General features: G+C 28.1%; 22 protein-coding genes. 9 read left to right on the plus strand and 13 right to left on the minus strand.

Annotated features, from left to right (window positions below):
• Positions 1–12 precede the first annotated feature (12 nt).
• The 7 genes from H0H68_RS00910 to H0H68_RS00940 form a co-directional block, all read right to left on the minus strand.
• Complete coding sequence (locus tag H0H68_RS00910) at positions 13–759, minus strand: MIP/aquaporin family protein (RefSeq protein WP_185853490.1); 747 nt, start codon at positions 757–759, stop codon at positions 13–15.
• Between the two features lie 5 nt (positions 760–764).
• Positions 765–2,276 (minus strand): glycerol kinase GlpK, encoded by a 1,512-nt coding sequence (gene glpK / locus H0H68_RS00915; protein ID WP_185853491.1) that lies wholly within the window; start codon positions 2,274–2,276, stop codon positions 765–767.
• A gap of 31 nt (positions 2,277–2,307) precedes the next feature.
• The gene (locus tag H0H68_RS00920; RefSeq protein WP_185853492.1) at positions 2,308–3,921 is read right to left on the minus strand and encodes a glycerol-3-phosphate dehydrogenase/oxidase; all 1,614 of its coding nucleotides are present in this window, start codon (positions 3,919–3,921) and stop codon (positions 2,308–2,310) included.
• A 148-nt stretch (positions 3,922–4,069) separates the two neighbouring features.
• Positions 4,070–5,410 (minus strand): signal recognition particle protein, encoded by a 1,341-nt coding sequence (gene ffh / locus H0H68_RS00925; RefSeq protein ID WP_185853493.1) that lies wholly within the window; start codon positions 5,408–5,410, stop codon positions 4,070–4,072.
• A gap of 21 nt (positions 5,411–5,431) precedes the next feature.
• Positions 5,432–7,180, minus strand: coding sequence for an arginine--tRNA ligase (argS, locus tag H0H68_RS00930; protein ID WP_185853494.1), 1,749 nt, complete (start codon positions 7,178–7,180; stop codon positions 5,432–5,434).
• Between the two features lie 11 nt (positions 7,181–7,191).
• Complete coding sequence (locus tag H0H68_RS00935) at positions 7,192–8,253, minus strand: branched-chain amino acid aminotransferase (protein WP_185853495.1); 1,062 nt, start codon at positions 8,251–8,253, stop codon at positions 7,192–7,194.
• A gap of 83 nt (positions 8,254–8,336) precedes the next feature.
• Positions 8,337–10,778: an alpha-ketoacid dehydrogenase subunit alpha/beta gene (locus H0H68_RS00940; protein WP_185853618.1), complete on the minus strand. Its 2,442-nt coding sequence runs from the start codon at positions 10,776–10,778 to the stop codon at positions 8,337–8,339.
• A gap of 90 nt (positions 10,779–10,868) precedes the next feature.
• Between H0H68_RS00940 and ndk the strand changes: the two genes are divergently transcribed.
• From ndk to H0H68_RS00955, 3 genes are read left to right on the plus strand one after another with little or no spacing between them, the layout of a single operon-like run.
• Entirely contained in the window at positions 10,869–11,318 is a 450-nt protein-coding gene (ndk, locus tag H0H68_RS00945) for a nucleoside-diphosphate kinase (RefSeq protein WP_185853619.1), read from the plus strand.
• A gap of 11 nt (positions 11,319–11,329) precedes the next feature.
• Positions 11,330–11,932, plus strand: coding sequence for a LemA family protein (locus H0H68_RS00950; protein WP_185853496.1), 603 nt, complete (start codon positions 11,330–11,332; stop codon positions 11,930–11,932).
• A gap of 29 nt (positions 11,933–11,961) precedes the next feature.
• Positions 11,962–12,693, plus strand: coding sequence for a TPM domain-containing protein (locus H0H68_RS00955; protein WP_185853497.1), 732 nt, complete (start codon positions 11,962–11,964; stop codon positions 12,691–12,693).
• Positions 12,694–12,711: 18 nt separating this feature from the next.
• Here H0H68_RS00955 and H0H68_RS00960 read toward each other — a convergent pair whose 3' ends face one another.
• Complete coding sequence (locus H0H68_RS00960) at positions 12,712–15,357, minus strand: valine--tRNA ligase (RefSeq protein WP_185853498.1); 2,646 nt, start codon at positions 15,355–15,357, stop codon at positions 12,712–12,714.
• A 41-nt stretch (positions 15,358–15,398) separates the two neighbouring features.
• Between H0H68_RS00960 and H0H68_RS00965 the strand changes: the two genes are divergently transcribed.
• The gene (locus H0H68_RS00965; RefSeq protein WP_185853499.1) at positions 15,399–15,914 is read left to right on the plus strand and encodes a dihydrofolate reductase; all 516 of its coding nucleotides are present in this window, start codon (positions 15,399–15,401) and stop codon (positions 15,912–15,914) included.
• On the opposite strand, the gene H0H68_RS00970 is transcribed toward H0H68_RS00965, so the two are convergent.
• On the minus strand, positions 15,915–16,556 hold the full coding sequence (locus tag H0H68_RS00970; RefSeq protein WP_185853500.1) for a bifunctional nuclease family protein: 642 nt from the start codon (positions 16,554–16,556) through the stop codon (positions 15,915–15,917).
• A gap of 172 nt (positions 16,557–16,728) precedes the next feature.
• Here H0H68_RS00970 and H0H68_RS00975 point away from each other — a divergent pair, with 172 nt between their 5' ends.
• Positions 16,729–17,394 carry a hypothetical protein gene (locus H0H68_RS00975; protein WP_185853501.1) on the plus strand — a complete coding sequence of 222 codons (666 nt, stop codon included), beginning with the start codon at positions 16,729–16,731 and terminating at the stop codon, positions 17,392–17,394.
• 115 nt (positions 17,395–17,509) lie between these two features.
• Entirely contained in the window at positions 17,510–18,484 is a 975-nt protein-coding gene (locus tag H0H68_RS00980; RefSeq protein ID WP_185853502.1) for a pyruvate dehydrogenase complex E1 component subunit beta, read from the plus strand.
• Positions 18,485–18,496: 12 nt separating this feature from the next.
• Here H0H68_RS00980 and metF read toward each other — a convergent pair whose 3' ends face one another.
• Together metF and serS are read right to left on the minus strand one after the other, a co-directional pair.
• A complete protein-coding gene (gene metF / locus H0H68_RS00985) occupies positions 18,497–19,459 on the minus strand; it encodes a methylenetetrahydrofolate reductase [NAD(P)H] (protein WP_185853503.1) in 963 nt (320 codons plus the stop codon).
• Positions 19,460–19,469: 10 nt separating this feature from the next.
• A complete protein-coding gene (gene serS / locus H0H68_RS00990; protein WP_185853504.1) occupies positions 19,470–20,735 on the minus strand; it encodes a serine--tRNA ligase in 1,266 nt (421 codons plus the stop codon).
• 72 nt (positions 20,736–20,807) lie between these two features.
• On the opposite strand from serS, the gene rsmA reads away from it, so the two are divergent.
• The 3 genes from rsmA to H0H68_RS01005 are packed head-to-tail and all read left to right on the plus strand — an operon-like array spanning position 20,808 to position 23,075.
• On the plus strand, positions 20,808–21,596 hold the full coding sequence (gene rsmA, locus H0H68_RS00995; protein ID WP_185853505.1) for a 16S rRNA (adenine(1518)-N(6)/adenine(1519)-N(6))-dimethyltransferase RsmA: 789 nt from the start codon (positions 20,808–20,810) through the stop codon (positions 21,594–21,596).
• Entirely contained in the window at positions 21,593–22,471 is an 879-nt protein-coding gene (locus H0H68_RS01000; protein ID WP_185853506.1) for a bifunctional 5,10-methylenetetrahydrofolate dehydrogenase/5,10-methenyltetrahydrofolate cyclohydrolase, read from the plus strand. Before rsmA ends, H0H68_RS01000 begins: the two co-directional genes overlap by 4 nt.
• The gene (locus H0H68_RS01005) at positions 22,458–23,075 is read left to right on the plus strand and encodes a 7-carboxy-7-deazaguanine synthase QueE (protein WP_185853507.1); all 618 of its coding nucleotides are present in this window, start codon (positions 22,458–22,460) and stop codon (positions 23,073–23,075) included. The genes H0H68_RS01000 and H0H68_RS01005 overlap by 14 nt, the downstream gene beginning before the upstream one ends.
• On the opposite strand, the gene hisIE is transcribed toward H0H68_RS01005, so the two are convergent.
• Positions 23,072–23,695 carry a bifunctional phosphoribosyl-AMP cyclohydrolase/phosphoribosyl-ATP diphosphatase HisIE gene (gene hisIE, locus H0H68_RS01010; RefSeq protein WP_185853508.1) on the minus strand — a complete coding sequence of 208 codons (624 nt, stop codon included), beginning with the start codon at positions 23,693–23,695 and terminating at the stop codon, positions 23,072–23,074. The genes H0H68_RS01005 and hisIE overlap by 4 nt on opposite strands.
• Positions 23,692–24,453 (minus strand): imidazole glycerol phosphate synthase subunit HisF, encoded by a 762-nt coding sequence (gene hisF / locus H0H68_RS01015; RefSeq protein WP_185853509.1) that lies wholly within the window; start codon positions 24,451–24,453, stop codon positions 23,692–23,694. Before hisF ends, hisIE begins: the two co-directional genes overlap by 4 nt.
• Between the last annotated feature and the right edge of the window lie 2 nt (positions 24,454–24,455).

Below are 24,455 nucleotides of genomic sequence, written 5' to 3' on the forward strand. Positions count from 1 at the left end.
TTACAAATTTTTTTATGATGATAAAAATAAATATGATATTGCAGCTATCACACTTCCCAAAATAGGCCCTAATACAGGAACAAAAGCATAATTCCAATTACTTTTCCCTTTTCCAGGAATTGGAATGATAGAATATATGATTCTTGGTCCTAAATCACGAGCAGGATTAATAGCCGCACCAGTGTTTCCTCCTAAGGATAAAACTATTCCTAATACCATTAAAGCGGGAAGTAATGCTCCTAAGGATCCTAATCCTATAGGATATTTATCTTCTTTCAAAAAAAGGGTTCCTTCTACTGTAAGATATAAAGAAATAAATATAAAAATAAAAGTAGCTAATACCTCATTTAAAAAATTAAGAAATAAATTTTTTATAGAAGGAATTGTTACAAAAATAGATAATTTATCTTGTTCTTTTTTAGTTTCAACAAAATGATCTTTATATAAAAACCATACTAATAAAGATCCTAACATAGCTCCAATCAACTGAGATAAAATATAAAATGGAACCATATCCCAATCAAATTTTCCAACTATGGCAAAACTTATTGTAACACACGGATTCAAATGACCTCCACTATAAGGAGCAGAAACTATTATTCCCATGAAAACGGCCAATGACCATCCTATAGTAATAGTCAGCCATTCTCCATTTCTGCTGTGCCCTTTGGTTTTTGACAAAATAACATTTGCTACCACTCCATTTCCTAGAAAGACCAAAATCATTGTTCCTATGATCTCTGCACATATTTTTGTCATTTTATTTATTTTTTATTATTGACCAGACCAGACCATGAACGAGTTGTTTGAATTGCTCTTTTCCACCCTTTAATTCTTTCCAAACGACTAGACATTCCTTTTGGTTCAAAAACTTCTTCTAATTGCCATTTTTTTTGAATATCTTCAAGACTGGTCCAATAATTTACAGCTAATCCAGCTAAATAAGCGGCTCCAGCTGCTGTAAGCTCAGAAATTTTGGATTTTACTACTCTCACATTTAAAATATCGGATTGAAATTGCATTAACAATTTATTTACTGTTGCTCCTCCATCTACACGAAGTTCTTTTATAGAAATACCAGAATCTGCTTCCATAGCTTTCAGAACATCCATATTTTGAAAAGCAATACTTTCTAACGCAGCCCTAACAAAATGAGCGGAAGAGGTTCCTCTTGTAATCCCAACAATAGTTCCTCTAGCTTTCTGATCCCAATAAGGAGCACCCAAACCGGAAAAAGCTGGAACCATATATAATCCTTCTGTATTTTCCACTGAAGAAGCTAAAGTTTCTGCTTCACTTGAAGATATAAGAAGCCCCAATCCATCTCTCAGCCATTGAACAACAGCTCCTGCAATGAAAACACTTCCTTCCAATGCATATTGAACTTTATTTTTAATTTTCCAAGCAACAGTGGTAATTAAATTATTTTGAGAAAAAACAGGAGTATCTCCTACATTCATTAACATAAAACAACCTGTTCCATAAGTATTTTTGACCATCCCAATTTTAGTACACATTTGTCCAAAAAGAGATGCTTGCTGATCTCCAGCTATCCCAGATATGGGAATTTTATGAGAAAGAATGTGTCCTGTAGTATAACCAAAAATTTCACTAGATGATTTAACTTCTGGTAACATTGTTATTGGAATATCAAATAAATCAATTAGCTCTTGATCCCAACTAAGTGTATGAATATTAAAAAGCATGGTACGAGAAGCATTAGTAACATCTGTGACATGAATTTCTTTACCGGTTAAATTCCATATTAACCATGAATCTATAGTTCCAAATGCTAAAGATCCAGAATTCGCTTTTTTTCTAGCTCCCGAAACATTTTCTAATATCCATTTAATTTTTGTGGCAGAAAAATAAGGATCTATAATCAGACCTGTTTTTTTTCTAATTATTTCAGTTAACCCTTCTTTTTTGATTTGGTCACAATATTTAGATGTACGTCTATCTTGCCAAACTATAGCATTAAAAATGGGTTCTCCCGTTTTTTTATCCCATACTACAGTAGTCTCTCGTTGATTGGTTATTCCTATTGAAACAATATTTTCACCTTCTAAATTAGCCTTTAAAATTGCTTCCAAAGCAACGGAGGCCTGCGTAGACCATATCTCTTCTGCATTATGTTCCACCCATCCAGGATAAGGATAAATTTGTGTAAATTCTCTTTGAGCTACCGAAATAATATTTCCAATTTTATCAAAAATAATAGCTCTAGAACTAGTAGTTCCCTGATCTAATGATAGCACATATTTTTTCATAAACATATGATGAATAAAGGTATTACAAACAACTCCATCAAACGACCGGATAATAGTACCGCATAGCTAACTCTTTGAAAGCAGCTATTTGTGATTTTTCCCATTTTTCATCTCGAGAAAGTTCTTTAGCCATTAATGCTGCTACTCTTGGTGCTATATCTATTGCTTTTTTTGCATTTAAAAATAATAAACGTAACCTTCTTGCCAAAACATCTTCAATTGTTCTAGCCATTTCATAACGAACCATCCATATAACTTCTGCTTCAGTACAATAATAATAAGAAGAATCTTGGGATATCTGGGATATCAAGGGGCTTCCTAACAATGGATTTTCCTCAATTAATTTTTGAATATGATATTCATCTTCTCCATATTTTTTCCAGTGATAATTTTGGCTTTGATATGAAGAATTGGATCCATAAATCTTAAGACTTTTTGTTACAGAAGGTATTTTATTTAGTTTTCCTATTTCAACTGCCTTATTTACAGTTTCTTCCGCCATTTTTCTATATGTTGTCCATTTTCCACCTATAATGCTTATTAATCCAGAAGAACTAATCATAAGTTTATGGGATCTAGAAATATCTTTTGTTTTAGTCGTAGCAGAAGAATTATTAGAGATAAAAAGAGGACGCAATCCAGAAAAAGCACTGAGAATATCACTTCTTTTTGGATTGAAAACAAAATATTTGTTAAAAGTTTGTAAAATAAAATCTATTTCCTCTTTCAAAGGTTTTGGTTCAAGAACACTTTTTTCTAGAAAAGTATCTGTAGTCCCTACTAAAACATGATCATGCCATGGAACACAAAATAAAATTCTTCCATCCGAAGTTTTTGGAATGACTACAGCATTTGAACTGCTAAAAAAGGATTTATTTAATACAATATGTGTTCCTTGACTAGGTTTTATTAAAATAGGGCATTCTGACTCATCCATTCTTGAAATGGAATCAGAAAAAACTCCAGTGGCATTTATAACGGTTTTTGAATAAATAGAATATTTTTTTTTGGTTTCAAGGTCATAGGCTAGGACTCCAGATATTTTATTTCCAACTTTTTTTATAATATTTTTGACTTGAAAATAATTTAATAAAATTCCACCTTGTTGAACACAAGTTTGTGCTAAATTAATAGCTAAACGAGCATCATCAAACTGACCGTCATAATATAAAATACCTCCTTTTAACTTATTAGTTTTAATTTCAGGGAAGTTTCTAATTGTTTCTTTTTTGGATAGAAATTTTGATTTTCCGAAACTTAAGGAACCAGAGAGCCATTCATATAGTTTTAAACCAGTCCAGTACAAAAGGCCCATTTTCCAACTAAAAATTGGAATAATAAATTTTTGTTTTTTAACTAAATGAGGTGCATTTTTTAACAAAAAACCTCTTTCTTGCAAAGCTTCATAAACTAATTTTATATTTCCTTGAGCCAAATATCGTATTCCTCCATGAACTAATTTTGTACTTCGACTGGAAGTCCCTTTAGAAAAATCTGACTGCTCTAAAAGAAGAGTTTTATATCCTCTGGAAGCTGAATCCAAAGCAATTCCTAATCCTGTAGCTCCTCCTCCAATAATGATAATATCCCAAATTTTTACATTTTCTAAAATGTTCAAAAACCTATCTCTATTTAAAAAACCTTTCATCATGTTTCACTCATATCAAATTCCAAACGGAATATTCCTCCTATTGGGATTTTGAAAATATTCAACGAACAAAATTAAAAATATTTTCAATAAAAGAAAATTTTAATTAAATAAAATTAATCCAAACTAAACACCATTACTAAACAGCATTTTATTTGTTCATTATTTTAGATATAAAATCTTTTATAATTTGTTGTCCTGAGTTCGCACTAATTTTTTTCATTATTTTATTTATGTCATAAAATTGTCTTAAAAAAAGATCTATATGATTTAATGTTATTCCAGATCCTTTGGATATCCTTATTTTTCTTTTAATATCAACAAGCAATTTTGGATTCTCTCTTTCATCAGGTGTCATAGAATAAATAATAGACTCTATTTTTTTAAAAGAATCTTTTTGATTTCCGCCATCAAAAGAAAAATATCTATCAACTCCAGGAATCATGGAAATAATATTTTTTATACTTCCTATTTTTTTTATCTGTTGAATTTGCTCTAATAAATCGTTAAAATTAAAACGATTTTTTGAAATTTTATGATAAATTTTTTTAGTTTTTTTTTCGTCCAATTGCTCTTGTACTTTTTCAACTAAAGAAACTATATCACCCATTCCTAAAATTCGATTAGCTATTCGATCTGGATGGAAAACTTCCAGATCTTCTATTTTTTCCCCATTACTAATAAATTTAATAGGTTTTTCCACAACTTTAGACATGGTAATAGCAGCTCCACCCCGACTATCTCCATCTAATTTCGTTATGACAATCCCATCAAAATTCAATCTTCTTGAAAAAGATTGAGCAGTATTTACTGCATCTTGTCCTGTCATTGCATCTACAACAAATAAAGTTTCATCTGGGTTAGAATGTTGATGAATCTTTACAATTTCTTTCATCATGATTTCATCAATAGCCAATCTTCCAGCTGTATCAATAATAATTACATTTCTCTTTTTTTTATAAGCATAAAGAACAGATTGATCTAATATTTCCAGAACATTTTTATTTTCTTTTAAATAAAAAATAGGGATATTTATTTTTTCTGCAGTAAATTTCAGTTGGTCTATAGCAGCCGGACGATGAATATCTGCAGCCACTAATAAAGGATATTTGTTTTTTTTTCTTAAAAAGAAAGCAAGTTTAGAAGAAAAAGAAGTTTTTCCACTCCCCTGTAATCCGCAAATTAAAATAACAGAAGGGTCTTTAGAAAGATTCATTTCTATACTTTTTCCTCCCATGAGTGTGACCAACTCATCATATACTATTTTTGTAATGAGCTGTTTTGGATTTAATGAAGTAAGTACTTTTTTTCCAATAGATTTCTCTTTTACTTTTTGAATAAAATTTTTAGCAATTTTATAATTTACATCTGCATCAATAAGTGCTCTTCCAATTTCTTTCATAGAAGATGCAATATTAATTTCTGTAATTGTATCATCCCCTTTCAAGATATGAAGAGCCTTATAGAATTTATTTTGTAAATGTTCAAACATAAGTGTGCATATTTTATTTTTTTACATACGATCAAGCATTTTAATCCCTAATAAATTCATTCCAGATTTTAATACATTCCCTGTTACATGAATAATATTCATACAAATATTACTATGAATAACATTGAAAGGATCTATTAACTTTTTATTTTGATAAAGAAGATTAAATGTTTTAGAGACTTCATAAATATAATTTGCTATTAATGAAGGATTTAGAGTGATTGCTGATTTTTTTAAGATCAATGGATATTTTTGAAGAATTTTAATCATGTTTTTTTCATATATATCAAATTTAATATTTGACCAACAAGAATTCAACAATGAACATAAATCGAAAAATTTTTGTTCCAAAGAACGAATCCTAGAATAAGTATATTGAATATATGTTCCTGTTTTTCCTTTAAAATCTATAGATTTTTCAGGATGAAAAATGATTTTTTTCCTCGGATCTATTTTGAGAAAATAATATTTCAAAGCTCCTAATCCTATGATTTCAGCAGATTTTTCTTGTTCTCCTTCTTCTTTTGACTTTGAATATTTTTTTAAAAAATTTTTTCTTGCAAGAGAATACATTTCTAAAATAAGACTATCTGCATCAATCACATTTCCTTCTCTAGATTTCATTTTACCACTTGGTAAATATACCATTTCATAAGATAAATGGAATAATTTATTAACCCATATATATCCTAAATGTTTTAATATGCTGAAAAGAATTTGAAAATGATAATCTTGTTCTTTTCCCACAATATAGATTAACTGGTCAATATTATATTTTTTAAAACGTTCTACAGCAGTTCCAATATCTTGGGTCATGTATACGGAAGTTTGATCTGATCGTAACAAAAGTTTTTGATCAAAACCTTCTTGAATCAAATCAATCCAAATTGATCCATCTTTTTTTTGAAAAAAAATTCCTTTTTCAAGACCTTTTTTTATAATTTTTTTTCCAATTTCATATACATTACTTTCATATTCTATTTCATCAAAACTTATTTCCAACTTTCGATAAGTTTCTTCAAAGCCGCTGTAAACCCATTTGTTCATTTTTTTCCAAATATCTCTAGTTATTGGATCTCCACATTCCCATTTTTTCAATAATTCTCTAGCTTCGTTCAAGATCGAAATTTCTTCTTTTTTATTTTTAATTTCCTCACGATAAATTTTATCAAACAAGCTATAATATTTTCCTACAAAATGGTCCCCTTTCATTTTAATACTGTCAGGAGTTTCTTCTTTCCCAAATTTTTTCCAAGCTATCATAGATTTGCAGATGTGTATTCCTCTATCATTAATGATTTGAACTTTTATTATTTTATGTCCGACCATTTTTAATATTCTAGCTATAGAAGATCCAATCAAACTATTTCTAACATGTCCTAAATGAAGAGGTTTATTGGTATTAGGAGAAGAGTATTCTACCATGATTTTTTTAGATGGAAATTTGATATGATAAAAATTTGTATTCAACATCTTTTGAAGAAGATGAATATAATAACTATCTTTAAAAATAAAATTTAAAAACCCTTTAATAATAGAAAATTGAATCAATCCTTCTAATTGATTTTGTACATAATTTCCTATATTTTCTCCTATTTTTTCTACAGGTTTTTTTAACTTTCTAGACAAAGAAAATAAGATCAAAGTAAGATCTCCTGGATATTCTTTTTTTGTATATTGAAAATCTAACTCAGGACAAGGTTTCAGTTTATATAAAACTGATATGGATTCTTTTGCTATCTCCTCTATAGATTGAAAATGATCATTCATAGAAGATTTTTTTATAAATATCTTTTTAATTGAACTCTCCATCCGAAAGGATCTTCTGATAAATTATGCTGGATATCCAATAAACTTTTTTTTAAACAAAAAGATATTCTTTTTTTTTCTGTAAGATCTGGTAAAGAAAAATTATTTCCTTGATAACTAATTATTTTAAAAAAATTTATTACAGCAGCTGTTCCACAGCCAAAAGCTTCTTTCAATTCTCCTGTCTGCAATCCTTTTATGATTTCTGAAACACTTAAATTTTTCTCTTCCACGGAAAATCCTTTTTTTTCAGCCAAAGTAAGAATACTTTTACAAGTAATTCCACTTAATATATTATCATTAGCTTTTGGAGTGACAAGTTTGTTTTTCAACCAAAAAAAAACATTCATAGTCCCTAATTCTTCTATCATTGTGTGAGTAGAAGAGTCAGTCCACAATATTTGATCAAATCCTTCTTCATTTGCTAATTTAGTAGGATAGAAAGAAGAAGCGTAATTTCCAGCAGCTTTAGTAAATCCAACCCCTCCTGCTGCAGAACGGCTATATTTTTCTTCTATCTTAATTTTCATAGGATGTTTATAATAGGCATCCGCAGGAGTAGATATAATCATAAACATGTAATCTTTAGAAGGTTTGGCAGATAAAACACCATTAGTTGCAATTAGGAAAGGACGAATATATAAAGATTGTCCATAATTTTTAGGAATCCAATCTCTATCTAAATCTATTAATTTTTTCAGTCCGTTCATGAAAATATCTTCTGGAACAGTAGGCATTTCCAAACGAATAGCAGATCTGTTTATTCTTTTGAAATTTTCTTCCGGACGGAATAAAAAAACTTCTTCGTTTTTATCTTTATAAGCTTTCATCCCTTCAAAAACAGCTTGTCCATAATGGAAAACAGGAGAAACAGGAGAAAACATAATATTCCCAAAAGGCTTAATAATAGAATCTTGCCATTTTCCATCTTTGTATTCAGAACAAAACATATGATCTGAATACTGACTACCAAAGGAAATATTGTTAAAATCCATTTTTCCAATCCTTGAATGTAAGGTTTTTTTTATTTTCATAAAGCAAAAAAAAATTAATGAAAACAAATATAATAAATGATTATTATGTTTTAATAAAAATTATTAATAAAACACTTAGTTTTCTAACTATCATGCATAATTTTTAATACTTTTTCTACAATATTTTCAACAGAAGGTTTTGAAAAATAATCACCATCTGATCCATAAGGAGGACGATGTTCTTTAGCCGTAATCGTAACAGGTGGACTATCTAAATAATAATATCCATTTTGTTCTTCTAATATTTTTTGTAAAATATAAGCAGAAGCCCCTCCTGGAACATCCTCATCTATGATTAATAGTCTGTTGGTTTTTTGTAAACTTTTTACAATGTCTTTTTGTAAATCGAATGGTAAAAGAGATTGTATATCAATTACTTCTGAATCTATATTAATTTTATACAATTCTTCTGCTGCTTCATTTACAATTCTCCACGTAGAACCATACGTAACCATGGTTATATCTTTTCCTTTCCTTGTTCTTTCCACTATTCCAATAGGAGTTCTAAAAAAGCCTAAATTTTCCGGTAGTTTTTCTTTGATTCTATATCCATTTAGACATTCAATAACTAAAGCTGGATCATCTCCAGATAATAAAGTATTATAAAAACCAGCAGCTTTTACCATATTTCTTGGAACCAATACTAAAATTCCTCTTAAATAATTAATAATTCCTCCCATAGGAGAACCTGAATGCCATATTCCTTCTAAACGATGACCTCTAGTTCTAATAATGACAGGGGCTTTTTGTCCACCTTTTGTTCTATACTGCAAACAAGCAAGATCATCACTCATGATTTGTAAAGCATATAAAATATAATCTATATATTGAATTTCGACTATAGGTCTAAGTCCACGCATAGCAAGACCAATCCCCTGTCCAAGAATAGTAGATTCACGTATTCCTGTATCAAAAATGCGAGTTTTTCCATATTTTTTTTGCAACCCTTCCAATCCTTGATTGACATCTCCTATTTTTCCTACATCTTCCCCAAATATTAAAAGATCAGGATATAATTCTAATAATTTATCAAAATTATCTCTTAATACAATTCTTCCATCTACTTCAAAATCATTCTTATACACAGGAAAAACTTCTGTTCTTTTTACAAAAGCTTTTTCTGAAATACTATATAGGTGAGAAGAATAATTTTCTTGTTCTTGATCATATTTTTTTTTAATCCATTTTATCAGACAATATTTTGAATCTGATTCTACTTCAGATAGTAGATATAAAATTTTTCGTACAATACAAAATATTGATTTTTTTGTGGTAAAATTTCTAGTTGTATCATGCAATTTTTGAATATACTTTTTAACATATTTATCAATCCATTTTTTGTTAGGATAAGCATTTTGCATTTTTTGCAAAATGTTCACAGCTTCATTTTTAATTTCAATAATTGGTTTTCGAAACGCTTCCCAAGCTTTTTTTTGTTCATTTTTAACATATTCTTTAGCTTCTATATCTATTTGATCTAAATAACAAACATTGGCTAAATATTGTAACTTATTTTTTGTATTGAACTTAAAATTCAAAATCCAATCTCTAAATTTTTTTATTCCATCGTTATTCATTTCCCATTCCAAACGTTCTTTAGATTTATATCTTTCATGTGAAGAAGAAGTAGAATGTCCTTGCGGTTGAGTTAAATTTGTGACATGTATGATGACTGGAACATGTTCATAACGAGCTATTTTATCTGCACAAACATATGTCTTTGTAAGATCCATATAATCGGATCCATTCACACGAATAATTTCTATCCCTTTTTCTTTTTTGTTTCTATGAAATCCAGATAAAAGATCACTAATATTTTGTTTAGAAAATTGATATTTATTAGGAACAGAAATTCCATATCCGTCATCCCAAATAGATAGTATGATAGGAATTTGCAAGACTGAAGCAGCATTTAAAGTTTCCCAAAATAATCCTTCTGAAATACTGGCATTCCCAATAGTTCCAAATGCAACTTCGTTTCCATCATGAGAAAACATTTTATGTGTTTCTTTTAAATTTTTTAGTTTTTTATAAATTTTAGATGCCTGAGCTAATCCTAATAATCTCGGCATTTGAGCTGCTGTAGAAGAAATATCTGCACTAGAATTTTTTTGTTGAATAAGATTTTTCCAAGTTCCATCACGATTTAGAAAACGTGTTCCAAAATGTGCAGTCATCATTCTTCCAGATGAAACAGGTTCAGCTTCTAAATCTGAATGGGCATACAATTGTGAAAAAAAACTTCTTACAGTTAAAACTCCAATAGCCATCATAAACGTTTGATCTCGATAATATCCAGATCTAAAATCTCCATTTCTAAAAACTTTTGCCATGGCTAATTGAGGAATTTCTTTTCCATCACCAAATATTCCAAACTTAGCTCTTCCATTTAAAACTTCTTTTCTACCTAAAACACTGGTTTCCCGACTAATTCTAGCCAATTTATAATCATTTAAAACCATTTTCCTAAATGAATCAAAAGAGGGTTCCTCATCGTCGTTGGATTTTTTATTGTTGTAATTCATAAATTCTAATTTTTTAGATGAAAATACAGGAATTTCCATTTATGAATTTCTTTATTTAATTTTATGTTTTCTTCTATTCAACAAAAAACTATGATTTATCATATGTTTGGAAAAATCACTCTTTCTATTATCAAACCGGATGCGGTGAAAAAAGGACATAGCATCTCTATTTTATCCAAAATAGTTCATGCAGGATTTCACATTGTTGCACTTAAAATGACAGAACTCTCTAAAAAATCAGCCATCAAATTTTATAAAGAACATAAAGAAAAATCTTTTTTCGAATCTTTAGTAGAATTTATGTCTTCTGGACCAATTATTTCTATCATATTGGAAAAAGAAAATGCCGTAAGAGACTTTAGAATTTTAATAGGAAATACAAATCCAATCGATGCTGAAAAAGGAACTATACGAAATCTGTATGCTACCTCTTTAGAAAAAAACGCTATACATGGATCAGATAGTAATCAAAATGCTTTTAAAGAATGTCAATTTTTTTTTTCCAGTAGAGAAATTTTCTTAATAGAAGATATTTTATAAAAAATTTTTTTATGAAAAAAAATTTTCTAATAGTCATTTACTCCATTTTAATTTTAATGTTTATAATTGGATTATGGGGTGCTAATGTATATAATCATCTAGTAAAACTAAGAGAAGGGATTAAAACACAATGGGGACAAGTGGAAAATGTTTATCAACGTAGAGCCGATCTAATTCCAAATTTAGTGAATACAGTAAGAGGATCTGCAAATTTTGAAAAAAATACATTAATTCAAGTAATAGAAGCTAGAGCAAAAGCCACTTCTATTGATATCAATCCAAATGATTTGAATCAAAATCAAATCAATAAATTTCAAAAAGCACAAGAAAGCTTAAATAATTCTGTCAATAGATTACTTTTAATTGTGGAAAACTATCCGAATTTAAAGTCAACAAAAAACTTTTACGAATTGCAAAATCAACTAGAAGGAACAGAAAATCGTATTAATGTAGAAAGAAACCGATTCAATGATCAAGTAAATCATTTTAATACTTATAGAAATCAATTTCCAAAAATTATCATAGCAAACTTTTTTTCTCAATTCCAAGAGAAAGGATATTTTCAATCTCAAATAGGATCAGAAAAATCTCCTGTTATAGATTTTTCTAAATAAGAATTGAAAAACAATTCACTAAAAAAATCATGAGAAAAATTATTCAATTAATTATTTTAATTTTTTTTTACACAAATCTAGCAAAAGGACAATTTAATATACCTGAATCGCCAAAAAAAATATATCCTGTTCAGGATTATGCAGGAATCTTATCCAAAAAACAGATAAAAAAATTAAATCAAAAACTTGTTTCATACTCTAAAATTACATCAACAGAAATTTTCATTCCTATCATTCGGGATCTTCATGGAGAAGATCCAAATTTTTTAGCTGCTCAATGGGGAGAAAAATGGAAAATTGGAAGCTTGAAAAATAATGGAATAGTCATATTATTATCTATCAATGATAGAAAAATATCTATTCAAAATGGATATGGAATAGAACCCTATGTGACCGACTTTTTAACTACGAAAATTATAGAAAAAGCAAAACCTATATTGAAAAATCATCTCTATTATCAAGCTATAGATTCCTGTATTCAGGAAATATTTCGAATTCTTCAGAATCAATATTATCATAAAAAACAAAAAAAGAAAGTTTTTTCTATGTGTAATTTTTTTATTTGTATGAGTGCTTTTTTTGTTATGCTTTTTTTATTATCTGGAAAAAAAATAATAGATTCCTCATTATTAAATACTTTACTTATAACAGATTTCCTATTCAAAAATAAAAATGTTCATAATCATGAAAATGAAGATAATTTTGATGGATTTGGAGGAGGAGGAAATTTCGGAGGGGGAGGAAGTAGTGGAAATTGGTAATTAGATTGATTTTTCGTTTTATTTTTTTAAAAATTTTAAATACTTTTCGAGTTGGTATATTTTTTTCAATGTATCACTTTCTTTTTTTCTTTCCTTTAAAAGTAAGTTTTTTGGAATCGAAATAACATATTTATCATTCGATAAATTTTTTTGAATTAAAGATAATAAATTATGAAGATATTGAATTTTTTTTTCAATCTTAATAAGATCCATATGACTAGAATGATAGCTACGATCTGCCAAGGATAAGAAAAACTGATCTGTATCTAAAAAAAAAGAAAATAGCGATTCATTTTTGGGTTCTTCTAATACAGAAACAATTTCTGATAAATTAGCCAACTTTAATATGATAGAATTATATTCTTTCTCTTCTTTTTTTCTCATAGTCAACAATACAAGACTTTTTTGATAAGGAATATGACTTTTATTTCTAATATTGCGTATTTCAGATATTATTTGAGTAACTTTTTTGAAAGAAACTAACATTTCATAATCATAGGGTTTTTTTTTAGGCCAAGAAGAAACAATTAAAGCTTCTTCCGGTTTTCTTTTTTCAAGTAGATTCCAAATCTCTTCTGAGAGAAAAGGCATATATGGATGTAATAATTTCAATATGTTTTCAAAAAATTTAACGGTATTTAAATATTCTATTTTTGAAATACATCTATTTTCATGAATAGGTTTAATAATTTCAAGAAAATAAGAACAGAAATCATCCCAAATAAATTTATATAAAACCATTAATGATTCATCAAATTTATATTCTTGGAAATGTTTTTCAAAAATTTCCAAAACATAATAAAAACGATTTTTTAACCATTTAATAGCAATTAGAGAAGAATCAGGCACATGTTGATTTTTTTGTATTTTCCAACTTTTAATTAAACGAAAAGCATTCCACACTTTGTTTGAAAAATTCCTTCCTTGCAAACATATTTTTTCCTCAAAATGAAAATCTTTTCCTGCACTAGTTTTCAACATGAGACCCATACGTACAGCATCTGCTCCATATTGGTTAATTAAATCTATAGGATTTGGAGAATTATTTAATGATTTTGATATTTTTTTATTTTTAGAATCTCTAACAATTCCGGTAAAAAAAACCCTTTTAAAGGGTTTTTTCTTTTGAAAAAAGAAACCTGCTATAATCATACGTGCAACCCAAAAAAATAATATATCCGATCCTGTTACTATATCTTCAGTCGGATAATAATAACAAATTTCGTGATTATGAGGATGATAAATTCCATCAAAAACAGACAATGGAAATAACCAAGAGGAAAACCAAGTATCTAAAACATCTGAATCTTGCCATATTTCATTATAACTTAAGTGTGAATTTTCGCTTTTTTTTCTCGCTTTTTTTAATGCTTTTTCTAAACTTTCTGCAACCACAAAATCATTAGGTTTTTTTCCATAATAATAAACAGGAAGACGATGCCCCCACCATAATTGTCTAGATATATTCCAGTCACGAATTTGATTCATCCATTGGAAATAAATTTTATTAATTTTTTTTGGATAAAATTGAATATCTCCATTTTTTACAGCTTCTACAGCAGGAACAGATATTTCTCTCATTTTTAAAAACCATTGAAGAGACAATTTTTGTTCTACTACTGATAAAGTTCGTTCAGAAAAACCTATTTTCTGATTATACTTTTCTATTTTTACTAAAGAACCCAATTGTTTTAATTCTTCAATAATTTTTTTTCTTGCCTCAAAACGATTCATCCCCTTGTAATGAAGACCTTTTTCATTTAAGGTCGCATCTTCATTAAAAATATTAACTATGTCTAATTTATGTTTATCTGCTATATTTTTGTCATGTATGTCATGAGCTGGAGTGAGTTTTAAACATCCTGTTCCGAAATCTTTGTCTACATACGAATCCTGTATAATAGGAATATATTTATTAATTATTGGAACTTTTGCATGTTTTCCTTTCAAATGAAAATAACGTGAATCATATGGATGAAAACAAATAGCAGTATCCCCAAATATGGTTTCAGGACGAGTTGTTGCTACAGTTACATAATTTTTTTCTCCTTTTATTTGATATTTCAAATAATAAAGTTGACCAATACGTTCTTCATAAATAACTTCTTCATCAGAAAGAGTCGTTTTAGCTTTTGGATCCCAATTCACAACATGATAATCTCTATAAATATATCCATGTTCATACAAATCTATAAAAATTTTTGAAACAGATCTAGATAATTTTTGGTTCATCGTAAATTGAGTCCGATTCCAATCACATGAACATCCCAATTTTTTAAGTTGATCAAAAATAATACTTTTATGTTTTTTTGACCATTCAAGAACATAGTCCAAAAATTTTTCTCTTCCTAAAAAAGATTTAGATAATCCTTGTTTTTTTAATTCATCAACTACTTTTGCTTCTGTTGCAATAGATGCGTGATCTGTCCCAGGAATCCAACAAGCATTATATCCTTTCATTCTGGCATATCTAATCAAAACATCCTGAATTGTATTATTCAGCATATGTCCTATGTGAAGTACTCCAGTAATATTTGGAGGTGGCATAACTATAGTATAAGGGATTCTATCATCTGGGTATGATGAAAAGTAATTTCCTTTCATCCAATAATTATATCTTTTTTTCTCCACAGATTTTGGATCGTATTTGATTGAAATATCCATAGATTTAAAAATATAAAAAAAATTGAAATATTGAAATAATAATGAAAATTATTTTGATTGCTGCTGTTTCGAAAAACGGTTTTATAGGAAAAAACAATCAACTCATGTGGCACTTGCCTAATGATTTAAAACGTTTTAAAAATTTAACTATGGGAGAAACAGTTTTAATGGGAAGAAAAACTTTCGAATCTATTGGAAAAATACTTCCAAAAAGAACAAATATTATATTAACAAAAAATAAAATCAACTTCATGAAATCATCATACTTTAAAAGTATAAAAAATCAAAAAAATATAAAAATTTTTTCATCTGTAAAACAGATAGATTATTTAAAAAATGAAAGAATATTTGTTATAGGAGGAGAAAAAACATATGCTTCTACAATTGAAAAAGCACACGCAATAGAATTAACATTAGTTCATAAAAAATTTTATGGAGATGCTAAATTTCCAAAAATAGATGCAAAAAAATGGAAAAAAATATATGAATTTTTTTACGAAAAAGACAAATCCCATTTATATAATTACAGTTTTATAAGATTCGAAAAAAAAAAATAATCACTCTCTTCTATCTAATTCTTTCTTAATTCTTGCTGCAAGTTCATAACATTCATTGACGACGGCGTGATTTAATAGTGCATTTAGATCTCTTTCAGTCATTTTTTCCAAATCTTGTTGACTTTTTTCTTTAAAAAAAAGGAATCCACTATTTTCTATTCCTGTTTCAGAAGGTTCATTTTCTTTATCAATAGGAAACCCATTTTCAAAATAAATACCTGCTTTATCAAATATTTCTTTTGTTGTATAAATAGGAGCCTGAAATCTTACTGCCAAAGCGACAGCATCTGACGTTTTTGAATCTATTTTATGTTCTCTTTTTTCTCCCTCTCCCTCTTCTTCTATATGATCTCCTTCAAACAAAATATAAGAAAAAAATATTCCATTTACTAGTTTGTATATAACAACTGCTTTTAATCTAATATGAAATACTTTTGCGAAAGTAAGAAATAAATCATGCGTAAAAGATCTGGATGGATCTCTTTTTCCTAAAGCAGAAGCAATAGATTGAGCTTGTAAACTTTCTATGATAATAGGAAGTTTAATTCTTCCAGATTCTTCTTCAAGTAATAAAACATATATCCCAGACTGTATTTGACTCAAGGATATTCCCCGTATAGCTAATCTAATGAATTGATCCATAGGAAAATTTAAATTATATAATAAATCTTGCTATTGTAACCAAATATCCTCAATATAAAAGGATATTTTTGTTTTTTTCATTTTTTGTTATAACAATAATATATATAAAATTCTTATTATATGTAATAATTTTTTTTATATATTTATTAACAAAATTTAAAATTTTTTTATTATGAATACTTCTATAAAAGTTCTAATTCCAACAATTTTTATCACATTAGGATTTATTATATCCTGTAATGATGAGGTAACTTCCGTTGGGAAAGAAGATTCGGACGTGAATAATAACACACCTACAACTGTAGAAACTCCTTCTATTCCTGATCCCCCACCTACTATCGCTTCTTCTTCACCTGACACTCCTCCTACTGAACCTCCAAAAACTACTACTCCTTCCGAAACCCCTTCCAATTCTGAATCTCCTGAAAATGATTTTTCAGGCATGGATAATATAGATCCTGAGGATTTATCTAGAGAAATTAAAGAAATAGGAGAAAAAATACAAAAATTAGAAAAAGAAACTGAAAAACATTGTGATGAATATTATCAAATGATAGAAGTTCAAAAGGGTATATTGAATGAAGTTAAAAGAAGAAAAATGATAATGAGATCTAAACCAGTTGGTTCTCAAGAACAAGTAGAAGCTCAAAAAGATTTTGAAGATCAAAAAAAATTAGGAAAAGAAAGATTAAAAATACTAAAGGAAAAAAATATACTTTTAAACAAATTGAATAAATCAATAACAGAAGCAAAAAATGAAAAAGATGCTTTGCAGAAAAAACAAGAAAATTTTTTCAATTTTTTAAAAAAGCAAAAAGAAGGATCTAAAAAGAATTAATTGTTAATTGATTAAATATTTTATCGTGACGGAAAAGAAAGATTTTTCTTTCTTTTCCGTTGTTTTTTTCTATATTATTTTTTTTCTGAAAATGAAAAACTGATATCTAATCTATATGAAAGAAAAGACTTTTCGTGAAGTTATAGCAGAAGCTATGAGTGAAGAAATGAGAAGAAATGATTCTGTTTATCTCATGGGTGAAGAAGTCGCTCAATATAATGGAGCTTATAAAGCCTCTAAAGGAATGTTAGAAGAATTTGGACCAAAAAGAGTTATTGATACTCCTATATCGGAATTAGGATTTTCTGGAATAGGTGTAGGTTCTGCTATGAATGGATGCAGACCCATTATTGAATTTATGACTTTTAACTTTTCTTTAATTGCCATGGATCAAATCATTAATAATGCAGCAAAAATACGTTATATGAGTGGAGGACAGTGGAATATTCCTATTGTTTTCAGAGGGCCTACTGGCTCTGCTGGACAATTAGGAGCTACACATTCTCAATCTTTTGAAAGTTGGTATGCCAGTTGTCCTGGATTGAAAGTGGTCATTCCATGTAACCCTTATGATGCTAAGGGCCTTTTGAAATCTGCAATAAGAGATAATAATCCAGTAATTTTTATGGAATCTGAACAAATGTATGGAGATAAAATGATGATTCCAGAAGAAGAATATATTCTACCTATTGGAAAAGCAGACATCAAAAAAGAAGGAACTGATATCAGTTTAGTTTCCTTTGGAAAAATCATGAAAATGGCTTTAAATATAGCAAAAAAATTAGATAAAGAAAATATTAGTGTAGAAGTTATAGATATCCGGACTCTACGTCCCTTAGATTATGAATCTATACTTTTTTCTGTAAAAAAAACCAATCGATTAGTAATTTTAGAAGAATCATGGCCCTTTTCATCTATAGCCTCTGAAGTTTCGTATTTCATACAAAAAAAAGCATTTGATTATCTTGATGCACCTATTAACAGAATAACTTTATTGGACACTCCAGCACCTTATGCTCCAAATTTGATCAAAACTTGGTTTCCAAATGAAGAAAAGGTAATCAAAGCCATCAAAGAAACTCTTTATTGAATTTAATCTTTTTTAATAAATAGATTGAACGATCTTATAAATATTTTCTGGTCTATCCATAGTGTAATAATGAATGACTTCTACACCAGAATTTTTTAATTCTTTAGATTGATGAATAGCCCATTCAATTCCAATATGAGATACAACTTTTTTATCTTTCGCTTTTTCAACTTCTTTAACTAATTCGTGAGGAATATTTAAATAAAAACGAGAAGGAAGACTGTTCAACTGTTTTTTTGAAGAAATAGGTTTGATTCCAGGTATGATGGGAACAGAAATTCCTTCTGATCTACATTTTTTAACAAAAGAAAAATACTTCTTATTATCAAAAAACATTTGAGTCACAATATAATCAGCTCCTGCTTCTATTTTTTTTTTCAAAAAGAATAAATCACTTTCAATATTTGGAGCTTCCAAATGTTTTTCTGGATATCCTGCTACTCCAATGCAAAAATCAAATAATGGAGATTCTTTTCGTTCGACAAAAGTTTTGTCAAGATATTTCCCTAGATTTAAATCCTTAACTTGTTTAACAAGTTCTACTGCATATTTGTGTCCATCTTTTTTCGCAAAAAAATTACTTTCAGATTTCAAAGAATCTCCTCTAAGAACTAGAACATTATCTATTCCCAAAAAATTTAGATCTATTAAAGCGTTTTCTGTCATTTGTTTATTAAAACCACCACAAATCAAATGTGGGACAGCATCAACTCCATATTTGTTCATAATAGCAGCGCAAATTCCTACGGTTCCTGGACGTCTTGAAATTTTTCTTCTCTGCAAGAGTCCATTATCTTTTTCTACATAAATAAATTCTTCTCTATGATAAGTAACATCAATAAAAGGAGGATTGAATTCCATTAAAGGATCTAAAGTAGAAAAAATGTCTTTAATATCATGTCCTCTTAAAGGAGGTAAAATCTCAAAGGAAAATAAAGTTTTTTTTGCTTTAGATATATGCTCAATCACTTTCATAACATAACTTTTACTTGATATGATCAAATTCAGTATAAGGAACTAATATTTTAGGAATATTAATTTGATTTTCAGTTTGATGATTCTCTAACAAAGTGGCCATAATCCGTGGTAAAGCTAAAGCACTCCCATTAAGAGTATGACAAAATTTAACATGACCTGTCATAGTTTTGTATCTCAAATTCAGTCTATTAGATTGAAAATCACTGCAATTAGATATAGAACTGACTTCTAACCATTTTTTTTGCGCTATAGAATAAACTTCAAAATCGTAAGTTATAGAAGAAGAGAAACCAAGATCTGGTCCATTCAAACGAATAAGACGAAAGGGCAAATCTAAAGATTTTAAAAGAGTTTTAACATGCAAAATCATTTCTTCTAAAGAAGAAAAAGAACTATCTTGTGTAGTGATTTGAATAATTTCCACTTTTTCAAATTGATGCAACCTATTCAATCCTCTTACTTTGGATCCATAAGATCCTGCTTCTCTTCTAAAACAAGAAGTATAAGTAGTAGCTTTAACAGGAAGATCTGCATATGAAAAAATTTTATCTCTGTAGCTATTCATTATAGGAACTTCTCCGGTAGGAATCAGATAAAGGTTATCTTTTTCTATAAAATACATTTGATTTTCTTTATCTGGAATTTGTCCTGTAGCGTATACAGATTTTTCATTTACAAGATAAGGTAAACTATATTCTTTATACGAAGCCTGTATATTTTGATCTATAAAATATTGAATTAAACTCCTTTGTAATTTTGCTCCTTTCCCCATATAAACTGAAAAGCCAGAACCACATATTTTTGTTCCCAAATTTGAATCAAATAAACGAAATTTATTTGATAATTCCCAGTGGGGAAGAGGATTTTCAAGATGACAATCAATTTCACCTTCTTGAAAAAGAATATCGTTTTCCTCAGAATTATTTTTTACTTTTTCATCAGGAATATTAGGAATTTGATTTAATTTTTTTTCTAAAATTTCAACAATTTCTCTTAGTTTAACATTGACATTTTTTTTTTCTTTTTTTAAGAAAGTAGATTTTTCTTTTAAAGATTCTATTTGAATATTTTGACCAAAATTTAAAAATCGACCTATTTTCTTAGATATTGAATTTTCTTTTTCTAATATTTTGTTCAAAACTTTTTGAGCTATTTTTTTTTTTTCGTCTAAAATTAATATCTCATCTATCAGGTCTATTTCTTGAAAATTTCTTTTTTTTAATCCTAATAAAACTTTTTCTCGATTTTCTCGTATAAAAGAGGTTCTAAGCATAGAAAAAAAACTAAAATCCTATTTACCATACATAATATGCAAGATACGAATAATATTTTCTATATTTGCACAATGCAAATGCATAAGTCTACTTTTAAAATTAGAAATAAATTCGATCAGCATTTTTTAAAAGACAAAAATATAGCAAAGAAAATTGTAAGAAATCTTTCTTTTCAAAATTATGATGCAGTAGTAGAAATAGGTCCTGGATTAGGTATTCTTACTCAATATTTGTTGAATTTATATTGTCGTCATCAGGTTTTTTTAATAGAAATAGATAGAGAATTAATTTCTTTTTTAAGAAAAAATTTTTCTATTTCTAAAAATAGAATTATTCATAAAGATTTTTTAAAATGGAATCCTGAAGAAATGAATTTGCAGAATTTTGCAATTATTGGGAATTTTCCTTATAGCATTTCTTCTCAAATCTTATTTCATATATTGAAATATAATCAATACATACCAGAGTGCATTGGCATGTTTCAAAAAGAAGTAGCAAAACGTATTACATCTCATGAAGGGGAAAAAACTTATGGAATTTTATCAGTTTTGGTCCAAGCATTTTATGAAGTAAAATATCTTTTTACTGTAAAAAAGCAAGTTTTTTTTCCTATGCCAAATGTAAAATCGGCAGTTATCTCTTTAAGAAAAAAGAATGAAATTCTTTCTTGTAACAAGGATTTATTATTTGAATGTGTCAAAAAAGCTTTTAATCAAAGAAGAAAAAAATTAAAAAATTCTCTGCAACTATTTAACCATATTCCAAATTTTTATCAAATTCCATTTTTGAACAAAAGAGCAGAAGAATTATCTGTAAAAGAATTCCTTCAATTAACAAAAGAAATAGAAATTAGGAGATGACTAAATTATTAAATGGAAATCAATTAGCAATAGAAATAAGAAAAGAAATTTCCAAGGAAATTGAAAAAAATATACTAAATAAAAAAAAACGTGTTCCACATCTTGGAATCATCTTAACAGGAAATAATAGATCTAGTATTACATATGTTAATAGCAAACTCAAAGAGTGTAAAAATATAGGAATAAAATCTTCTTTAGTACATCTACCAGTAGGGTGTCTAGAAAAAAAATTATTGGAAGAAATAAACAAAATGAATCAAAATCCATTAATAGATGGTTTTATAGTCCAATTACCCCTTGAAAAGCATATCAACCAGGAAAAAATAATTTTATCTATCGATCCAAACAAAGATGTAGATGGATTTCATCCTGAAAATTTTGGAAAAATGGCTTTAAACATGAAAGCTTTTTTTCCTGCAACTGCATTAGGTATATTAACTCTTTTGGAAAAAAATCAAATTAAAATATCCAAAAGACATACTGTAGTAATTGGAAGAAGTAGGATAGTCGGAAGGCCTATTAGTATTCTGATGAGTAGAAGAAGTAATTATGGAAATAGTACGGTTACATTGACTCATAGTCATACTCCAAATATAGAAGATTACACAAAACAGGCTGATATAATTATAGTGGCAGTTGGAATTCCAAAGTTTCTTAAAGGAAAAATGATTAAAAAAGGAGCTATCGTTATAGATGTAGGAATAAATAGTACAAAAGATGAAAAAAAAATACTAGGAGACGTTGATTTTTATAGTGTTTATGGAAAAGCTTCTTATCTAACACCTGTTCCAGGTGGAGTAGGTCCTATGACTCGTGTTATGTTATTAAAAAATACTTTAATAGCTGCATTAAATAGAAAAGATGAAAGAAATTAGTTTTCCTATAAAAGAATTTTTTTATTCTATTCAAGGAGAAGGTCATTATTATGGGATAGCTGCGTACTTTATTCGTTTTGAAGGATGCAATATAAAATGTGATTGGTGCGATACCAAAGAAAGCTGGAAAATCAAAAAAAAGGATTTTATTCCAGTTCATAAAATTATTGCTCATATTAGCAATAATAATCATACAGTCAAAAACATTGTAATTACTGGTGGAGAACCTATGATGTGGGATTTATATCCTTTAACCAAAATTTTGAAAAAAAAAGGATATCGTATTCATGTTGAAACTTCAGGATCTTATCCTATAAAAGAAAAATATATGGATTGGATCACCGTTTCTCCCAAAAAAATAAAACTTCCTTTAGCAGAAAATTATAAAAAAACCAACGAGTTAAAAATTATTATTTCTAATGAAAAAGATTTTCTTTTTGCAGAAGAACAAGCCATTCATGTCAAAAACACTAATTGTTTCCTGTTCCTACAACCTGAGTGGACTCATTTAGTTAAGATTCTTCCAAAAATAATTTTTTATATAAAAGAGAATCCAAAATGGAGGATTTCTCTTCAAATTCATAAAATGTTAAATATTCCTTAATCAGAATTTTGATTATCTATATGTCTATTTTCCAAAATATTAATAACATCTTGTATAGAGAAACCTTTTTCATGTAAAAGAATAAGATAATGAAAAAGTAAATCTGCAGATTCATTTAAAAATAAGTTTCTATTGTTATCCTTAGATTCAATAACAAGTTCTACAGCTTCTTCTCCTAATTTTTGAGATATTTTATTAATTCCTTTTTTTGATAATTGATATATATAAGAGTTTTTTTTCTGTTGATTAATTCTACTAGAAATTAAATCTTCCAAATAAAATAAAAAATTTTTTTTATTAACCTCTTTCCAACAAGTGTCTGTTCCTTTATGACAAATAGGTCCTGTTGGGACTGCTTTAATCAATAAAGTATCTCCATCACAATCTATTAATAGATCTTTAATAAATAGATAGTTTCTACTAACTTCCCCTTTAGTCCACAATCTTTTTTTAGATCTGCTATAAAAAGTCACTTTTTTTTCATGAACACTTTTTTGATAGGCTTCTTGATTCATATAACCTAGCATTAATATTTTATCTGTTTTTGCATCTTGAATAATCACAGGGATCAATCCTTTTTTAAAATTGATCATTTTTTGTTGAAAATATTCTTTTTTCATATCGTAGTTCTTACAGGTATATGAAAACGGTTTAAATAATATTTTAAATTTGGAATTTCTATTTCTCTATAATGAAATATACTGGCAGCTAAAGCAGCATCTGCCTTTCCAATTTGGAAGATTTTATAAAAATCTTCTAATTTTCCAGCACCACCTGAAGCAATAACTGGAGTAGAAATATTTTCTGATATTTTTTTGGTAATATCTAAAGCGAATCCATTTTTTGTTCCATCATGATTCATTGAAGTTAATAATATTTCTCCAGCTCCTCTATTAGCCCCCTCTCTAGCCCAATCTAGTGTTTTCGTTTTAGTGGAAATCCTACCTCCATTTAAATATACCCACCATTCATTTTCCTCATATTTTGTATCAATAGCTAATACAATACATTGACTTCCAAATCTTTTAGAAAATCTTTCTAAAAGATTTGGACTTTTAAAAGCTGCAGTGTTAATAGATATTTTATCTGCGCCTGCATTTAATAATAATTCTACATCCTCTTCTTCTCGAATTCCTCCTCCAACTGTAAAAGGAATATTAATATGACTAGAAATATCTCTCACTAAGCTAGTTAATGTTTGACGTTTTTCATTTGTAGCTGTGATATCCAAAAATATTAATTCATCTGCACCTTGTTTTGTATACCAACAAACTAATTGAATTGGATCTCCAGCATCTTTTAAATGTTTAAAATTAACTCCTTTTACTGTTCTTCCATTTTTAATATCTAAACAGGGTATAATACGTTTAGCTAACATAT

The sequence above is a fragment of the Blattabacterium cuenoti genome, assembly GCF_014251555.1.
Lineage (GTDB): Bacteria > Bacteroidota > Bacteroidia > Flavobacteriales > Blattabacteriaceae > Blattabacterium > Blattabacterium cuenoti_P.

Excerpts from the sequence above, each read along its gene's own strand:
- H0H68_RS00910 (WP_185853490.1), bottom strand. The coding sequence starts at position 759 with ATGACAAAAATATGTGCAGAGATCATAGGAACAATGATTTTGGTCTTT.
- glpK (WP_185853491.1), bottom strand. The coding sequence starts at position 2,276 with ATGTTTATGAAAAAATATGTGCTATCATTAGATCAGGGAACTACTAGT.
- H0H68_RS00920 (WP_185853492.1), bottom strand. The coding sequence starts at position 3,921 with ATGATGAAAGGTTTTTTAAATAGAGATAGGTTTTTGAACATTTTAGAA.
- ffh (WP_185853493.1), bottom strand. The coding sequence starts at position 5,410 with ATGTTTGAACATTTACAAAATAAATTCTATAAGGCTCTTCATATCTTG.
- argS (WP_185853494.1), bottom strand. The coding sequence starts at position 7,180 with ATGAATGATCATTTTCAATCTATAGAGGAGATAGCAAAAGAATCCATA.
- H0H68_RS00935 (WP_185853495.1), bottom strand. The coding sequence starts at position 8,253 with ATGAAAATAAAAAAAACCTTACATTCAAGGATTGGAAAAATGGATTTT.
- H0H68_RS00940 (WP_185853618.1), bottom strand. The coding sequence starts at position 10,778 with ATGAATTACAACAATAAAAAATCCAACGACGATGAGGAACCCTCTTTT.
- ndk (WP_185853619.1), top strand. The coding sequence starts at position 10,869 with ATGATTTATCATATGTTTGGAAAAATCACTCTTTCTATTATCAAACCG.
- H0H68_RS00950 (WP_185853496.1), top strand. The coding sequence starts at position 11,330 with ATGAAAAAAAATTTTCTAATAGTCATTTACTCCATTTTAATTTTAATG.
- H0H68_RS00955 (WP_185853497.1), top strand. The coding sequence starts at position 11,962 with ATGAGAAAAATTATTCAATTAATTATTTTAATTTTTTTTTACACAAAT.
- H0H68_RS00960 (WP_185853498.1), bottom strand. The coding sequence starts at position 15,357 with ATGGATATTTCAATCAAATACGATCCAAAATCTGTGGAGAAAAAAAGA.
- H0H68_RS00965 (WP_185853499.1), top strand. The coding sequence starts at position 15,399 with ATGAAAATTATTTTGATTGCTGCTGTTTCGAAAAACGGTTTTATAGGA.
- H0H68_RS00970 (WP_185853500.1), bottom strand. The coding sequence starts at position 16,556 with ATGGATCAATTCATTAGATTAGCTATACGGGGAATATCCTTGAGTCAA.
- H0H68_RS00975 (WP_185853501.1), top strand. The coding sequence starts at position 16,729 with ATGAATACTTCTATAAAAGTTCTAATTCCAACAATTTTTATCACATTA.
- H0H68_RS00980 (WP_185853502.1), top strand. The coding sequence starts at position 17,510 with ATGAAAGAAAAGACTTTTCGTGAAGTTATAGCAGAAGCTATGAGTGAA.
- metF (WP_185853503.1), bottom strand. The coding sequence starts at position 19,459 with ATGAAAGTGATTGAGCATATATCTAAAGCAAAAAAAACTTTATTTTCC.
- serS (WP_185853504.1), bottom strand. The coding sequence starts at position 20,735 with ATGCTTAGAACCTCTTTTATACGAGAAAATCGAGAAAAAGTTTTATTA.
- rsmA (WP_185853505.1), top strand. The coding sequence starts at position 20,808 with ATGCAAATGCATAAGTCTACTTTTAAAATTAGAAATAAATTCGATCAG.
- H0H68_RS01000 (WP_185853506.1), top strand. The coding sequence starts at position 21,593 with ATGACTAAATTATTAAATGGAAATCAATTAGCAATAGAAATAAGAAAA.
- H0H68_RS01005 (WP_185853507.1), top strand. The coding sequence starts at position 22,458 with ATGAAAGAAATTAGTTTTCCTATAAAAGAATTTTTTTATTCTATTCAA.
- hisIE (WP_185853508.1), bottom strand. The coding sequence starts at position 23,695 with ATGAAAAAAGAATATTTTCAACAAAAAATGATCAATTTTAAAAAAGGA.
- hisF (WP_185853509.1), bottom strand. The coding sequence starts at position 24,453 with ATGTTAGCTAAACGTATTATACCCTGTTTAGATATTAAAAATGGAAGA.